The sequence below is a fragment of the Pseudomaricurvus sp. ABR4_320 genome (genome assembly GCF_056159445.1).
Genome location: NZ_JBSWVF010000005.1, coordinates 314,629 through 330,855, shown reverse-complemented (window position 1 = coordinate 330,855; position 16,227 = coordinate 314,629). Strand labels below are relative to the sequence as shown.

Here is a 16,227-nt window from a genome sequence, read left to right as displayed (position 1 = left end):
CTGCCAGCAGACTTCCTGCCGTAAACGCGACAATTTTTTCGTTGGCGAGCGGTATTTGGGATTTGGCAGTCCCTTTTCTCAAAGGTCTTTAGGTCAATGTTCCTAAAGAGGTAAAATTTTTTCATCTTTTGTGAAACCATTGGGATTTGTTGCCGTCTTATAATGTTGCCATTTATCTGGAGCCCGTCTAGGCTTTGGATAGCAAACGGATTTTTGTTCCTCCAGGCGAACAGATACAGGTAACCAAGTTGAAAAAAAGCGAATTATTCAATCAATTGATGACTGAGCTCTATCAGCTCAATGGCGTCATGTTTCTGAACGAAAATGCCAAAATCTCAAAAGAGGCGGGTATAACGCCTGCGCGCTGGCGTATGCTGGGGGTTTTGGTGAAATCGAAGGATCCTATGACCGTGCCTGAGATTGCAAAACTGATTCATCAGAAGAAGCAATCTGTACAGCGCGTCATTCATGACATGAACTCGGAAGGTCTCGTAGAGTTTAAAGAGAATCCTGCCCACGCCTTGTCACGTAAAGTGATACTGACAAAAGCGGGTAAGAAGAAGTATGACTCTTTGATTCCGGTGCAAAATGCTTGGGCAGACACGCTGAGCAAAAAAATCAGTGCATCTGAACTGAAAAACACCTTAACCGTTGTTCAAAAGTTATCTGATGAGTTGAAAGAGGAAGCCTAAAAAGCGCTTCCTTCAGTTATCACTGCCCGTAATCGTTTCCAGCGAAAGGAGTGGGGCGGTGATGTATTACATGACAATTTTTACCCAGTCGCCGGCTTCAGGCTCTCCCCTTGGGTAGTATCCATTCAGCAATCGCAACTGTTCTTCTCCGTATTCTCCCAGCTTAAGAAAATCTGCCAGTGCGGCAAACGTCGTTTGTCGGTTGGCTTTCACAAAGTGAATTTCCTTATTCTTACCTGACCGCTGGCGACTTGCTGCTGTCGGTCGAAACGATCGAATGCTGGCGACGAAGAGTTTATCGTCGGGGTGCGTTGTCTGGTCTTTTTCCTTTGAGTTTTCTTTTTCTTCTTGCGCGGTGATTGTCTCGGTGGTTTCTCCCTCAATGATGTAAACCAGCCGGCCCTGAAAAATGACCGCTAACCGTCTTGGCTCACTGTTAGCGGTCGTCAGTGGAGGGAGTAGTCCTGTGTGGCCAGGTAGCCCATTGCTGTTAAAGGCTTGGGATTGATCCAGCTTTTCGATGCCCAGGACGGATTCGATATAGTCTGCTGGGGACATTTGCTTTTTTAGCAAATCGACTTTTATCGTCATTTGGGCATGATCATCTGGAGCCTTGGCAAGAATCATTTCTTTCAGGTTTTCCGTTTCCCATTCGTTGGGAAAATCAATGCTGAACCCTAATTTGCTGTGACTGTAAGTATTTTTGGCGGCTTGAGCGGCAGTTTGCGCCTGAAAGTTGACACCGTAGACCATGCCTTCAATATGCTGTCGATATTCGTCAAAATTATCGACACCTTGCTGTTTATCCGAAAGCTCACTGGCTTTTCCGACAACCTCCTGTAGACGTTTGTCGTTGCGAGGGTGGGTGGAAAATACACCGTGGTAGCTGACGGGCTCTTTACCTGTGTCGAGCGCCTGGCGTCGGGAGAACCGTTCTTGATCTTTTAAGATGCCAATGACATCCAGCATGGCATTAGGGTTATAACCCGCGTTGTGAAGGTATTCTGCTCCGAGACTGTCTGCCTCTAATTCCATGTCTCTACCGTAGCCTCTAACCGCTGCTGTTCCATAGAGATCAGCAACGTCACCAACAACGGTACTGCCCGTTGCCAGAACAGATAAGACGGTTGCTGCTCCTGAACCTTTGCGAGCGGTATCCTGCCGGACAGCATGACGTGCGGTGACGTGGCCGATTTCGTGACCCAGCACGGCAGCGAGCTGCGCCTCGGACTGGAGATAAGAGAGCAGCCCACGATTCACATAGATAAAGCCGCCTGGCAGCGCAAAGGCGTTGATGTCCGGACTATCAATGATGGTGAAGGTGTAGTCGATATCTGTTCGATGACTGGCTTTGGCCATTTTCTGTCCGACTTTTTCAACGTAGGCGACCAGAGTTTCATCGGCGTAAACCGGTGTACTTGCCATCAACTGTTCGTGAAGTTCTTTGCCGAGCTCAAGTTCTTTACTCTCGCTCATAAACACTAAGTCTGGTGTTCCTGTCGCAGGGTTGACGGCGCAACCGCTCGTTAGCAGCAATCCGCCAGCGCCAGCACATAAGCTGGCTCCTAGCAGCAGGGATTTTAAGCGAGAAGTGCGTATCGACGCCGTCTCGTTAACACGATTGGAGGTGTTGGGAATATCTTTACTGTGGTTCATAAGTCGTTGTCAAAAAAGCTGCGCAGCTGAGCGCCCATTGCTTTACAGGCATTTTTCTGGACGCGGGCGATGATTGGAATGGGAACTATGACTGCTGGCATATAGGAAGTTCCTGAAGCATCGGTACTGATTTGTCCAAGGCTACGTTGATGCTGGAAGTCCCAGATGTTGGCTTCATAATCGGATTCTTTTTCCCAGGTGCCGAAACCAAAACAGCCTGCACCTCCGACGCCGATCGAACAACCGATGGAACCTTTGCTGTCGGTGGTTTGGGTGCTGCCGTCTACCCAGACAAGGTAGCGAATGTTTAAATCGGCGACCTTTTCTGCAACGGGAGGGTTGTTGAGTAATCGACCAAGTTCCTCTACACGCATTGGAGCTGTGCGGGGTTCAAACCAAGGGTAGAGGGAGTCGACAAACTCACGTTCAGGAATAACCGATAACTCAGCCTCTGTCAGTGAGGATCCGATGCAATTGACGAGCTCAGGTTCGGTTTCGTACTCGCTGGAGTGGCGGCGCCCGAGAATCACCACCTGTTCACCATCACCAATACGGATATCCTGTTGCGCGCGATATTCATCAACGGTAATGGTGGTGCATCCGGACAATACCATCATTGCGAAAATCAGTAGACGTGGCAGGGTGGATGGCATGATTTATTCCCCTTCGACGACGTCGTTGTCCGTTGGCGTTCTGTCTTTGAGCCAGCGGCGCATTTCGGGAACACGAAAGGTGTTTAGGGTCAGATTGGCCCCGAGATCTCGCAGTGCAACAACAACAGCAGCATTCATGGCATCTTCTCCAGAACGCATAAAGGCTGTGGGGGTTTTGCCGTAGGCCGTGACGATCCAGTCGGCGACGGGTTCACCGTCGGCCTCAAACGCGCTGATGTTGTATTTAAGCCAGACTTCATAAACGTTGAACCGGGTTTCCCGAGGCACAGAATACTGAAATTCAACATTCACAGGCTTGATCACCAGATCGCTGGTGCTGGGCTGATCTGCTGCCGGTAGTTCATTTAAGGTTTTGAGCTCGGTAAACAGCGTGCCGTAGACGCTGTCGAACAGGTCTTGTTGGGACTTGCCGGCGGCGATGATCCACTTGCCTCGCTCTTTGGCTTTTTCCTCGTAAGTAAACTGGCGGAAGTCGTCATCGTAGACCATGGCAACCGACAGGGGCAGCGGTTCCACCAGGGGATGCGGGTAACGTCCTTCGACCACCAGGCTGTTGGTGCAGCCGGACATTACAACGAGCAGGGTGCTGATGAGCCACAGTTTCGGGCGGGTTAACGCGCGAGCCAGGTAACGACAAGTCTGGCACATTGTGGATAGGGGGTTTCTGAAAACTCTCTGGCAGTCGCTTTTCATAGGTTGGGCTATCGGGTATCGCGTGCTGTTGAGTGAAAGTGGCACATGGCTATCTATAAATCATAGGGCTATTGTGGTCGGAAGTCATTGAGTCCCACAAAGGTGCCACCGTTGCGGTAGGTCAGTTCGCGCATCAATGCGGCAAACCGAATACCTGTGCCCTGGAGATGCTGGGCTCGTGCAAATTGAACAGGAAAGCCGATGGCGTGAATGCGAACCATGCGCTCCCCAGTTTGCCGTTGGCGGTTTAAGCGGTCAACGGTGCCAACCACGGTTTGAATCGACGGGCCGGTAAATTCATCGCCAAGTACATACAAACTGATTTTTTTGTTTGGGTCGTAAAATGAACGCACGGCTCGTTGGATTCCCTCAACCGGACTGCTGTTACTGAACGGGTTCCAGCTGCGCAGGCGCTTGATAATAATGTCTCTACGTCCCGGGGTATCCGGAATCCAGTCGCCGCGATAGTTGGAAAACATATAGTCGCCCATATCGTTCATGATCTGAATCCCTTTCACTTGGGGGTAGATTTGTAGGGTGGCGATCAGTTCGTCCAGCATGCGCTCCCAAGCATAGTTAAACATACTGCCGGACGTATCGATGATGAACACAATATACTCGCTATCGACGGGAATTCCGCCTATCACACTGTTCACTCGCTGGTGTTGGCGACCCAGCAGTCGCTCCATTTCTGCGGTCAGAGATTGTAGCGCCAAGTAGAGCTTGCCCCGCTCGTCACCCTCATCGGAGGCGGCAGATGACAGTCGTGCGTAATCGGCTTCAAGGTCGTCTAACTGAGCGCGAAGAATGGCGATACGTTGTTTTTCATTTGAAAGCTGTTCATGTTTGGCCGTTAGATCACGGTTCAAAACCGTGGTCTCACCACGCAGCTCAAACAGCTGTTCCTGCAGAGCTTTAAGTTTGCCATTGAGATCCTGCTCGGCGGTTTCCAGCCCGGTTGGTGCCGAGGATTTGGTGATCAGCAAAAGCAGCACCAAGGCACCAAAGCCGCAACAGATGACGTCCAGAAAAGAGAGGTTAAATTCTTCAGATTCCCGACGTCGTCTCATGGCCAGTCCTTCGACGGACTCATAAAGCTGCCGTTGGTAACCTGCGCCAACTCCCAAAAAGCGGCCGCTGCGAGGGGGTCTCCTTCCATGGGGGCGAGAATAACATTGACTGGAATGCCTTGGGGGAGCAGTTCAACCGCCTGATTAAACAGTTTGAGGCGGGCGCGACTGTCAATGGTATTGGATTTCGGGGGAACCAAACCCTGAGTCGGCAGCCCATCGGTAATAAGGTAAATATTATCGGGCAGGGGGTTCATGCGGCTGACGCTTTGGAAGAGTTGGGCCAGGCTGGTGCCGCCGCCGGGAACGGTTTCCCGCAAATTTAATAAAGATTGTTCCAGTTCCGCTTCGTTTGCTGCTTCCAGCCAAGCGCCGCCAGAGGATGGGATGGCCGCCTGTGTGCCGGTGTTAAAGGTCAGTATTTGATAGTAGCTCTGTTGTGGAAATTGGGTGCTCAGCCAATCGACGGTCGCCAAGGCCCTTTGCCATTTGCCGGAGCTGCGCCGTGTATCCACATCCATATTGCGTTTGCGAATGATATTGACCAGCCGTTCATCCAGCATGCTGGCAGAGGCGTCAAGCAGAACCAAAAGGTGTGTTCCATCCAGTTTCAGTCCAGTCAGGTATTGGCGGTTACCGACGCCGGTATAGGCTCTCGTGTCATTTCCGCGGCGTGTTTCTTCCTCTTCGAGACGCGCTTTTTCCTGTTCGAGTTCGCTGACTTGTTCGCGCAGCTCTGTAATGGATTCCTGCGGTTGATCTGCCAAAAGTGTCTCTATACGTTGGCGGGCAGATTTGATGTCCTCAGTGATGCGGCTGGCCTGTCCGGCGGCTTCTGCCATCTGTTGGTCTAGAGCGGAAAGGGTGTTGCGCGCCCGGACTTTATCGGCTTCCCCGCTGCGAATGTCCTCTTCCAGCAAATTGACTTCAGCGCTAAGGTCCTGGTTGGTAATACCCTGTTGGGAATCAACATCGTGTTTAATAATAAGGAAAACCAGGGCCACCGCTCCAAAACCACAGGACATAATATCCAGAAACGATAGGCTAAACGTGGAAAAGCGACGTTTTCGAGCCATCAGTCCACGACCTCGACTGTACGGATGTTCACGTTCAGAGAGGGATGGGTCAGCTCATCGCCGAAACGCAGACGATGAGCCTTATCCAATGGTGAGCCATTGAGATGAAAAACCTCGCCTTGGCTTTGCCAGTGACCATTGTCGAGGACGGCGACATCATGCTGGCTGGAATCTCGCTCAAAGTGCAGGGAGTGTTCTGAGCGACGCAAAAAATAGCGACGCCCTGCGAGCCTGTAGACTCGGTCGTCGATGAGAAGATGGGTCGCGATTGGTGATTCAATCTCCCGCTGGGATTCGCCCGACTGCGTCGTTAACGGTAAGCGCCGGATCAATCTGGGATCTTTGCCTGCTGCATCAATAAATGGCGTCAGCTGAGAGAGCGTCTGCAGCAAATGGTTATCATCCACGACGACGACCATATGACGCAATGGCAGCCTGTAAAGTAGCTGGGCTGTCGCCGGTGGTGCCAGCAGAATTCTGGCTTCGGGAAGAGACTCCAGGGCGTCTAATAGCGGTTGAAAAAACGCCAGTAACCAGTCTTGTCGTTGGTTGCTAGAGAGATTCAGTGCGTGGTCGTTGAGTTGTATAGAATGTTGAGCGCTATCACTTGTATCTGCAAGCCACGTCGAAAGTTGATCGAACAGTTGCTGCTCTGTACTGGCGTGATGGCGTGGATTAAATCGGGTTTGATGGATAAAGAGTTCCGAGGCTTGGCGCACCAGTTTTTGCATCAGAGCCAGTTGTCCCAGGTCGGGAAAGCGCCTGGTGGTATCTGTGTACAGCTCCATTTGATTGCCCGACACCCAATCCAATCGTGTTTGAGCAAGTCCTATCTGAATGTAGGCAATCTGTGTCGCCGATACGGCCGTCGAAAGCGCGACACTGTCTTCAAGTAACGTCAGTCGGTAACTTCCGCAGCGTCGTAAAATACCAAACAGCAGGCCCAGTTCTTGAGCCGGTCGATCGCCATCGATCAGTAGGGTAAGGCTATCTTGTTCATCGTGTGGAATTGAGCTCAGCAGTTGTTGCAGCTGCTGATACACCAGGTCGCCATGGTGTCGAATACCCGGGTTGATGCAAGAAACGGGTGTCAGGTTTATTGCAGACCAATGGTTGGTATAGAAATTCGTTGGTTGGATACGGCTTTGAGCCAGTGCAGGTGAGCCACTAATGATGTTGTCTGGTGTTGCCAAAGCTGCGCCTGGGCTTTTGATCACTGAGCCATCATCCCGGATCAGTACCAGTTGCGCATCGTCAACGTGAAGTAGTAAAGGCATGGCGAAAACTCTTACGCGGGACGCAAGTAGCGTAGCAGTCTATCATCACAATATCGCTGGGCATCCAGTACTTGTCGCTCTTGCAGTAGCTGTAATTGGTGGCTCAAAAACATAATCAAAATACTGATGACCAAAGCGACAAAGGTTGAATTGAACGCGACGCCAAGACTGGCTGTCACGCCGGAAATATCACCCGCCACGGCTTTGTGGGCCTGACTTAACGCTTCCCCGATACCGCGCACGGTACCAATAAAGCCGATCGAGGGGATTGCCCACACGATATAGCGCACCATGGCCAGTTCGCTGTCCAATCGATCTCCCTCGGTGTTACAGATCTCACTCACGGCATTGCCTGCATCGGCGACATTATGGGTGGCGTGAAATCGTGTGAGCGCCGCTTTGAGGGCGCGGGGGATCAGCATATCTTGCTGATCCTGGGGCAGTGCTTCAATGGGACGAGAGAATTCGATGGTATCGTCCGGTAATATACTGGTGCCGTCTCTCACTCTGAGAAGTGGCATGTCCAGCAACTGTCGCTCTCCGATGGCCTGGACGGCTTTGCGGGCCATGATCGCCATCGCCCAGAGCATCAGTATAAAACACGCCTCCTGTTCAAAATCTTTCACAACGATATACAAGCTGCGTTCGGCGACGTAGGGCTCTCCGGCGGCTTCACGCTCTGCCTGCTGTTGCAAAAGTGTATCGGCGTTGGGGCGAATCCAGGTCACATAGGCTGAGTGGACAACAATGACCGCAATCAACAGTGCGATCAATTGATAGAAAAATTCTGAGCCTTGGTTTTGTTTCATGGGGCGGGATGTTCCTGGCGGAGTGATTGTAATTGTTGTTGAAGGTTAGACAGCAAGGCTCTAGATATCCACGGGGAAAGATACAGACAGATCGCGGGATATTTCTTCTGTTGGGGTAAATTCGGATTCGTCGTCGGATGTTTCTGCTTTTTCCTGCTCAGCACTGTTCGCTGTTTGCGGCGGTTGTGCAGCATCGGTTTGTGTGTCCTCGTCATCCTGAGCCTGGATTACTGTGGCAGTGGCCAGTACAAAAATCGCACATGCCAGCTTGCCAATCGATTTGATGCGTTGCTGCCACGTTAACATCATGGTGTTTGTGCGTCCTCATCAATAGATTCAACATAGCGAGCGACACGAAAACCAACGGTATTGCGCGGGTCTCTGCCGTAGTCGCGAAAAGAAAGTCGTAAGTCTGTCATTGTCGCCTGAGCCCAGGAGTTGCCGCGGATAACGTAATAGTCTCCGGTTTCCGGGCCCAAGGGATCGGTATCAGCTTTGAGCGAGAGAGAGGCTGTGCGTATGCCATAGCGATCGTTGATCCATTCGGCGGCGTTGCCGCTCAGATCAAAAAGGCCCTTAGTGTTGGCAGGAAATTGACCAACCGGGGAGGTTACCGCGTAGCCATCGTTGTATTGACTCAGGACGGTAGGCGCCACGGCAGCGGCACTTCGATCTGCGACATTGGCAAAATTGGCCGGCGGCAGGAGTTGATCACCCCAGGCGTATTTTAGCATCTGGCCTTCCTCAAAGCGGGCTGCCCAGGCCCATTCGGCTTCTGTCGGTAGTCGGTAGCCATTGGCATCAGCGTTGATACTGGTCATTTGATTCTCGGTACTGACATAGAAGGGCGTTAAGCCTTCCTGCTCAGACAACCAATTGCAGTAAGCTGCAGCCTGCTGCCAGGAGACATTAACAGCGGGCTGGTTGTCGCCGTTGAGACTTTCACCTTGAACGTGTCCGGAAGAGTGCTCAGCTGAGAAGCGGCGATACTCACGGTTGGTTACCAACTTTTCACCCAGGTAGAACGCCCGTTGTAACTTTACCGTGTATTGCGCTTCGTTCGCGCGTCTGCCTTGCTCGCGACGTGATGCACCCATGGTAAATTCCACGTCAGGGCGAAATAACAGCAGGTTCTGGTTAGCTTTGGTGGTGATGGTCTTGGGCGTATTTTTCCAGCGATATTCATAGTCTGTCAGCAGTTGCGCCGTTACCCTCTGCTCCAATCCTGAGCGGGGCAGTATGGTTGCTGTGTAGTCGGCGTGGCCCGGTGCGGTAATACGAATATCATGCTCGTGGGCGGGCAGGGTGAGTGTTTGAGCGGCGCGTCCCATCAGGCGGCCATCGACGTAAAGCAGTGCATCACTGGGTTGTGCCGACACGGTGATTTTGCCGAGTACCGGCTGCAGGGTGATGGCCAGAGTATCGTCAGTTAGTGTGTCTGGTGACACCTGCTGGCGATAGGGTTGATAGCCCTCTTTGAATACTTGCAGGGTGGCTGAAGCCTCGGTTGCTAAGGGAATTTGCAGCGGCGTGCTTCCGAGGTATTGCCCGCTCAGGGTGACCTCTGCAGCGGCGGGGGAGGTCGTAACCTGCAGCATCCTGGCAGCGGCAATCAGTTGAATCGTGTCGAGCTCTTGTGGTTCGCCAGCGGCAACCTGCTGCAATTGATGAAAGTCCTGGTAGCCGTTCAACCTCAGGGTGATTTCTCGGGTCCCGGCCAGTAAGGAGAGGGTGGATGGTGTTGCTCCAGATGGCGTCCCATCAATCAGTATTTCTGCGCCTGCGGGAGAGCTGGAGAGTGTAATATCCGCCCAATTAGGGAGCAGTTCCACCTGCAGCTCTTCGGTTTGATCACGCCCTTGTACGGTGATGGCTTGGGTCTGTGTCTGATAGCGATCTGCCGTCACGCTGAGGGTATAGTCTCCGGGGGGAAGCGGTCCCAAGGGCTCGTCGCTGAAACCGGCCAGAAGACCTTCAACATGAACTTGCGCTGGGGTATTGGAGGAGATTTTAACAAAGCCCGGTAGCCGATTGAGCGTTAGACTTAACTCTGGGCCTGTGTCCGCATTGATCTCCTCGGAGACAACCTGAGGTTCATAGCCCGCGAGTTCAACTGTGATTTGATGGCTGCCAGGGATAAGAAGAAATCGATCACCCAGCGTCAGTGTCAGTAGGCCGTCGATCGCAATGTCGCCCGCAAGTTGTTGCGGGTCGATGTGTGAACCGTCCGTTGCATCCAGCAGTCGTAGGCTGACCGTTTGTGCCATTAAAAGGTATGCCAGTAGCACGGCTGCGATGGCAACACTGCCGAGAATCCAGAAGCGCTGCTGTTTGCCTCGACCACTGCCTGGCTCCTCTGGGGTAGAGGACGTTTCAGTGGCAGTCGGCTCGAACTCTATGACGTCAAAGGCAACTTCGGCATTTGCCGGTTTACGGTCAGTTTCTTCAGCCGCCAAAGGTAATTTTCTCCGTGCATTGAACGATGATTGAACTCTGAACCTGTCCTGGCGCGATCGTAAATTCTTCGCGAACGTCGCGGAAACCATCTCGGCTGCCGACGGCAGTATAGTGGCCAGGTTTAAGGTCGAGTTGTTGTTCTGAAAAGGTACCTAGTTCACCAATTTGATACAAGGTAACGCGAGTCTGGTTGTCGGATTGAATCGTGACGGCGATCGGCTGTGTCGATGCATTTAATGCCTGTTGAAGCGCGTGTGCCTGCTGTTCGATACGCTCGCCACGCGGTTTTACTGAGTTGGCGTTTTTTAAAAGCTCCTGGGCTTGCGCGTAAACGGCGCTGTCGGCCAGTCGCAAAGGGTCGTCAATTATTTGTTCCAGATCGCGATCCAGTTTCGCTCTGACTTGCGTTCTTAACACGCCGACGCGGGCTGCCACCAGGCTGGCGTCAAGACGTTGCGCAAGTTGGTAGCTTTGCAGGGCCAGCTCCCATTTCTCCTGCTGTTCCAGAGATTGGGCCTGGGAGAGGGCCAGTGATATTTTGTTTTCCTGTTCGCGCCGCTTTGCGTTCTCGAGGGCATTGGTGGCAGCATCATCCCCGGGTTTGATGGCGATGGCTTGCTCAAAAGAGTGAGCGGCTTCGGCGAAAGCCTGTTGTTGCATATGATCGAAACCTTCACCCATGGCGCTGCTGTAGTTTTGTTCACGTTGGCGCTGGTCTATGGTCGCTAACATCTGCTGAGCTCGAACAGATTTGGCGTCCAGATCCTGCGCCGATGTCGCGGCGATCTTGGCGTCTTCGAGCTGCTGGCGCGCGAGAAAATTTTCTGCGTCGAGCAGATGTCGGTTTACATCGTCGAGCACTTTTGCTCTGGCGAGTCCTTCGGTGGCCGCTGGACTGTCCGGCTGCAGTTGCAGGGCCAGCTCAAAAGACTCAGTTGCTTTCTCCGCATTCCCTGCGTCAAGGGCATCGTGACCGGTTTGTAGTACCGCTGCATAGCGGTCTTCAACACTCGATAACAGTTGATCCATCGCATCAAGTGCTTTGGTGTAACTCTGTTGGGCTTCGCTGAACTGGCGTTGCCGATAGAGCTCATCACCTTCACTGGCCAGTTCTTGCGCGGATAAAAAGTCATCTTTTGCCCAGACCAAAACATGCAAGTCTTCGAGATCGGACTGTCGATCCAGGAGTTTCGCTAGAATTTCCTGAGCTTCTCGACGGGCTTTTGCCAGTTGCGCTTGCTCCCAGGGAGATTCCAATTCTGTTTTACCGGGGGCGCTGGATTGGGCGGCAGCACCGTCACTTTCAATCGCTGTATCTTCACCACTTTCTGCGGTTTGTTGCGGGGCGGGTTCGTCACCAGGGGTGACCGGTGTCTGCTTGGGAAGCCAGAAAAGAACCAGCAATAGCACGCCTGCCAGAGCGCTGAACATGGCAGTTTGCCGCCAGTGGCGCTGCCACCAGGAGGGGGCCGCCGTGGGGTGAAAATCACTGTCGTCCCATTTACTGGAAGCGGTATTGGGGGGTTCTGGTTTGATTTCTGGTTCAGACATTCAAAAATTGGACTTTTAAGGCAACAAATTAACGAGGTGTTTTTCAAACACGGGAACGGTATGGGACATCAGCGACCAGATTTTGTTGGTAATCGCCGCTTCTGGTCGTGGTGAATTATTGTCCGGTATCCGCGGTATAAATCTGTCGCAACAGATCCCGCCACTGGTCGTACTGATTTTCAACAGTGCCTGAAAGAGTGATGGTACGATCCTCCAGTTCAATTATTTGCGGTTCGATTTCCGCTTCTAAAGAGTCGCCCAGTTCCTGTAGGGCTTCAACGTGCATATCCGACTGAGCGCGCTTGTCGAAACCACTTTTCATAAGATAACCGCCACCACCGACTGCCACTGCTCCAGCGGTGCGAGTGGCGCCATCTCCGCCGCCCGCTGCGGCAATACCTCCGATAATGGCTGCCAAGCCTAAAATGGTGTCACGGCGGGCATCACGTTTCAGTTCGCGCAGCGCTACCACTTCTTTATAGCTCTGACTGCGCCACTCCTGATAGGGCGAATTCATTTCGCGGACAAAATTGCCATAGTAATCTTGCAGGGTGTCGACAAATAGATAGTCCCGTTCGCGAATTTGCCGCACTCGCGCCAGCATCGGGTCATTGCTGGCGGGCAGTCGATTGATTTCAAAGCGACCGTCTTCGCCTTTGGATACATGTTGACCGAAGGCTTCCGGTGAAAAATCCTGGGCAAAGCGCAGTTCTGCGGTGGTGCGAATCGATCTTAGAGCCGTGCTATCGAAGTGCTGGCGACGGTATTCCAGCATGTCGTTGGCAATTCGATTATAGACATCCTGAAAGGGTTCTTTGACAAGGCGCTTACGTTTTTCAGTTCCGTAGGCATATTTGCTTGCCAGCCCACTGTAGGTCTTTTGATACCATTCGCGGCCAGTGGCGTCAGAAACCGTGAGATCGATGATTAATTGTTCGCCATCAGACTGTTGAATGACGCCCGCGACAGAGACATCAATAGTTTCAACAGAGGCGGGGATTACTCTTACCGCGCCCCAGGCGGCACTGGACTGTAGTGATTCCATGATATGAAAGGGCAGGTACCGGGTTTCGGCGTTGCGTACTTCTGGGAAGATCATTTCATCGTCATCATTGGCACTGTCCAGGCCGGGATCGAACAAATAGATGCCGACATCGAGCAGCTCCGCCTCAGGCAGCTCCTGACTCTCCCGTTCCAGGGGGGTGACGGCCGTGGTTTTAACGGTATGGCTAGCGCAGCCGCCGAGTACGAATAGGACGGCGGCCGCCAATAGTGGAAACGTCAGGCGTTTCGCGAAGTGAGTTCGGTGGGCGTTCATAGTTTGCCAGTACCTGTCATATGCCGGGACGCTTTGTACAAATTATTGCTGCTCATTTTTGTACTTGCGATATTCTTCCCAAAGTTTTTCCCGTAAATCCGGGTCCGTTTCTTTCATTGCGGCTTCACGAATTTGTCGGGCGACCACATCGTCGTCGCTGCCGTCAGGAATATCTTCAGGGGGAGCTGCAGCGCCACCGCTGTGGTTGTAATCCCCCTCTCGGCCGTCACCGGGACCCGGTGGGCGATAACCTCCGCCTGCGGCGCCCTCTGGCCCTTCCTCATATGGGGCAGAACCGCCGCCACTTGGAATAGGGGGGGCATCGGCGATCGTCACCTCTCCATCGCCGGCGCCTTCTTCGGAAGGACCCTGGCTGCCACCGGTCTCGTCATAGGGAACGCCCTCGTAATCTGGACCTTCATCAGAGTCATCGCCCTGTCCTCCGCGGGAAAGTGCATAATCTCTTTCCCGTTGCATCATACCGTCATACTCACCCATCGACGCTTCAAACTGCTCGTCCAACACGGACACCTGTTCTGCACTGGTCATCGCTGGCGTCCCGTTACCTCCGGTCGATGCTTCGGTAAAATCGATGTCATTGCTGCTGTCTTCGCTTGATTCACCCGGCAGAGCCCCTTGTCCGGATTGCGTAGCGGTTGTTTCCGATCCATCCTCTGTGCCTGTGCCTGTGCCAGATCCTGTCTGCCATGGGGGGAGGCCGCCGCTGGAAGGCTCCGAGCCTGTGCTGGCAGAGCTGTTCGAGCTGCCGGGAGAACCGCTTGAGGGCTGGCTGCTGCTCGAGCCACTGTCGCCAAAATCGGGTAAACCCGTGCTGGTCGACACGGTTGTGCCAGTGCTGCCAGATGAGCTGGAAGAGGTACCCGACGGCGTGCTGCTGCCGCTGCGACTGGAGGAGGGAAAGCTGGCTCCTGATGGTGAGCTGCTGCCCGAGGTGCCTGTGGAACCTTGAGTTTGACTGGGGCTACCACTGCTCGGGCTGCTTGGGCTACTAGAGCCGCTGGAGCCGGAACTGCCGCTGGAACTTGAGCTGCTTGACGAAGAGCTGCTAGAGGATGAGCTACTCGAACTGGAAGAGCTGCTGCTCGAACTGGATGAGGACTCGAAACAACCGCTCAAGACCAGGCTACTGCTGCAGGCAAGGCTTAGAATAAGGACACGAAAGAGGCGTCCGTTTGGTGTTTCCCTAGACTCGTTGCGGATACGCACGACAGGCTCCTGCATATGTCGTCCATGGTTACTTGGACGTTACCATTGGTGTATTAATTCGAAAAAACAAACCTCTGAGTCACGTCTTTGGTGGCGACCGCTTCACCATCAGCAAACCGAGGCCGAAATTTGGTCGTTCTCAATGAGCTTTTTACCCGACTGCGCAGTCTTACGCTGTTGTCGGGGCTGGTTTCAACAAACTGTATGTTCCTGGCTCTGCCGCTAGACGTTACATCAAATTTAACCAGAACAAATTCACTGCCGTCTTCATTTTCAGCGAGATCATCGCCGAGAAGATTCATATCCGGTAGGGCGACGGGTTGCCCGAAGAGCTGATCACGCTGTTCTTCCATACCCGGTGTAGACGTCATTTCTCGGTAGGCATCTTGATAGAGATCCAGCGCGGTATAGGGACGATCGAACATCATATTCCAGTCCGCCAGCTCAATCCGGGCCTGAATGGCGGCGCCCACGGGCGCTTCCGGATTGTTGTTATAAACTTCTTCAATTCTTGTAATCGCTTCCTTGCCATTGGAATAGCTCCGAAGGATGTACTGTTCCAACCGTAAGCGTTCATCTTCGCTGCGATTGGAGCCGTTGAAATCAGTCTGAAAGCCAGTCGGGCGCTCCTGATTTTGGGCTTGATACGTTGCCAGGTAATAATTTGACAGGGTGATACCTTTCAGAGATTCGATCAAGCGCATATCGTTATCACCGTAATAACGATCGATAATACTGACGGCAAGTGAATAGAGGTTGTGGGCGTTAATCAGATGCTGAAACAGTCCACTGCCAGCTTCCAAACTGTAGGCATTCAGGTGCCATTTGCTGAGTTTCGTGATCACCGGCAGCATGCGTGGATCGTTTGAGGCAAAATTGCGCTTGTGTAGCCAATACAGATATTGGTGTATATCGCTGGCGGATTCCCAATCCCCGAGGGCAACGCTGCTCTCAATGATTTTTTCGATCATTGGTACTTGTGACAGACTGTAGAGTCCCTGATTTATACGGTCTACATGGATTGCGCGTTTAAAAACGTCATGGGCTTCCTGATAGCGCCCATTGCGTTGCAGGTGTATTCCAAGCCCTAGCAGTTGTTCCGGTAACTCGTTGCTGTAGGGGCCGTACTGACTTTCCAGAGCGTCTATGGCGTCTCGATAGTTCTCAGTATGGGATAAGAGTTGTGCAGCAGAGGCTTCGGCTGCAGCTTCTGAATCGGATAAAGACAGTTCGCTGTCTGGGCCTGGCTGGTTGCTGGAATCGAGAGAAGGCGCCGCCGGTGTCAAAGCCATCGCCAGGGAGGTCTTCGCTGACTCTGGTTGAGTGTGTGCGGATGTCTTTAAAGCATCCGGATTGCTTACCGTTTCGCCGTCAGCGAATGTCTGAGTGGCCACGACCAAGCAACCGGGCAGCATCAGTGCGGTGCAGAGTCGAACGGAAATGGCGAAACGACGTGAAAATTCATTCATAGCTGTACAGTCGATAAAGTCTACAGAGAACGAGCGCGAACTTCCTTTTGGTCTAAATCCAGTGCCAATCACCAATGAAAATGATGGATTTTTAGAAAATCTACCGTATTTCAGAAAAAATGGCATGGACTTTCTTTCAGCTCCATGGCGTTTTTTTCATTGTCGAAGGCTTTTATCAGGACCGTGCAGATGGGGGTGCCAACTATGTGTTTTGACCTGACAACCAGACCCGCAATAGACGCCAATTCTTGCACTCTT

15 protein-coding genes are annotated in these 16,227 nt (G+C 52.7%); 2 read left to right on the top strand and 13 right to left on the bottom strand.

Translation table 11 applies throughout. The annotated features are described in order from the left end of the window. Positions 1-194 precede the first annotated feature (194 nt). Positions 195-692 (top strand): MarR family winged helix-turn-helix transcriptional regulator, encoded by a 498-nt coding sequence (locus ACXAFR_RS12955; RefSeq protein WP_475177495.1) that lies wholly within the window; start codon positions 195-197, stop codon positions 690-692. Between the two features lie 66 nt (positions 693-758). Here ACXAFR_RS12955 and ACXAFR_RS12950 read toward each other — a convergent pair whose 3' ends face one another. The 12 genes from ACXAFR_RS12950 to ACXAFR_RS12895 form a co-directional block, all read right to left on the bottom strand. Continuing rightward, positions 759-2,348 (bottom strand): M48 family metalloprotease, encoded by a 1,590-nt coding sequence (locus ACXAFR_RS12950; protein WP_475177492.1) that lies wholly within the window; start codon positions 2,346-2,348, stop codon positions 759-761. Further along, positions 2,345-3,001 (bottom strand): hypothetical protein, encoded by a 657-nt coding sequence (locus tag ACXAFR_RS12945; protein ID WP_475177489.1) that lies wholly within the window; start codon positions 2,999-3,001, stop codon positions 2,345-2,347. Before ACXAFR_RS12945 ends, ACXAFR_RS12950 begins: the two co-directional genes overlap by 4 nt. A gap of 3 nt (positions 3,002-3,004) precedes the next feature. Next, positions 3,005-3,670, bottom strand: coding sequence for a hypothetical protein (locus ACXAFR_RS12940; protein ID WP_475177488.1), 666 nt, complete (start codon positions 3,668-3,670; stop codon positions 3,005-3,007). Positions 3,671-3,783: 113 nt separating this feature from the next. Then, positions 3,784-4,785 carry a VWA domain-containing protein gene (locus tag ACXAFR_RS12935; RefSeq protein ID WP_475177485.1) on the bottom strand — a complete coding sequence of 334 codons (1,002 nt, stop codon included), beginning with the start codon at positions 4,783-4,785 and terminating at the stop codon, positions 3,784-3,786. Further along, positions 4,782-5,861, bottom strand: coding sequence for a vWA domain-containing protein (locus tag ACXAFR_RS12930; RefSeq protein WP_475177484.1), 1,080 nt, complete (start codon positions 5,859-5,861; stop codon positions 4,782-4,784). The genes ACXAFR_RS12935 and ACXAFR_RS12930 overlap by 4 nt, the downstream gene beginning before the upstream one ends. Beyond that, the gene (locus ACXAFR_RS12925; protein WP_475177482.1) at positions 5,861-7,138 is read right to left on the bottom strand and encodes a hypothetical protein; all 1,278 of its coding nucleotides are present in this window, start codon (positions 7,136-7,138) and stop codon (positions 5,861-5,863) included. Before ACXAFR_RS12925 ends, ACXAFR_RS12930 begins: the two co-directional genes overlap by 1 nt. 11 nt (positions 7,139-7,149) lie before the next feature. Beyond that, positions 7,150-7,947, bottom strand: a complete 798-nt coding sequence (locus ACXAFR_RS12920; protein ID WP_475177480.1) for a MotA/TolQ/ExbB proton channel family protein — start codon at positions 7,945-7,947, stop codon at positions 7,150-7,152. 60 nt (positions 7,948-8,007) lie between these two features. Then, positions 8,008-8,256: a hypothetical protein gene (locus tag ACXAFR_RS12915; protein WP_475177479.1), complete on the bottom strand. Its 249-nt coding sequence runs from the start codon at positions 8,254-8,256 to the stop codon at positions 8,008-8,010. Next, entirely contained in the window at positions 8,253-10,403 is a 2,151-nt protein-coding gene (locus ACXAFR_RS12910) for a PEGA domain-containing protein (RefSeq protein WP_475177476.1), read from the bottom strand. The genes ACXAFR_RS12915 and ACXAFR_RS12910 overlap by 4 nt, the downstream gene beginning before the upstream one ends. Then, the gene (locus ACXAFR_RS12905) at positions 10,393-11,955 is read right to left on the bottom strand and encodes a tetratricopeptide repeat protein (RefSeq protein ID WP_475177475.1); all 1,563 of its coding nucleotides are present in this window, start codon (positions 11,953-11,955) and stop codon (positions 10,393-10,395) included. Before ACXAFR_RS12905 ends, ACXAFR_RS12910 begins: the two co-directional genes overlap by 11 nt. A 115-nt stretch (positions 11,956-12,070) precedes the next feature. Beyond that, a complete protein-coding gene (locus ACXAFR_RS12900) occupies positions 12,071-13,273 on the bottom strand; it encodes a hypothetical protein (protein ID WP_475177472.1) in 1,203 nt (400 codons plus the stop codon). A 42-nt stretch (positions 13,274-13,315) separates the two neighbouring features. Continuing rightward, complete coding sequence (locus ACXAFR_RS12895; RefSeq protein WP_475177471.1) at positions 13,316-13,822, bottom strand: hypothetical protein; 507 nt, start codon at positions 13,820-13,822, stop codon at positions 13,316-13,318. A 43-nt stretch (positions 13,823-13,865) separates the two neighbouring features. On the opposite strand from ACXAFR_RS12895, the gene ACXAFR_RS12890 reads away from it, so the two are divergent. Then, positions 13,866-14,243, top strand: coding sequence for a hypothetical protein (locus ACXAFR_RS12890; protein ID WP_475177469.1), 378 nt, complete (start codon positions 13,866-13,868; stop codon positions 14,241-14,243). Between the two features lie 310 nt (positions 14,244-14,553). Here ACXAFR_RS12890 and ACXAFR_RS12885 read toward each other — a convergent pair whose 3' ends face one another. Beyond that, the gene (locus ACXAFR_RS12885) at positions 14,554-15,969 is read right to left on the bottom strand and encodes a hypothetical protein (protein ID WP_475177466.1); all 1,416 of its coding nucleotides are present in this window, start codon (positions 15,967-15,969) and stop codon (positions 14,554-14,556) included. Positions 15,970-16,227: the final 258 nt, after the last annotated feature.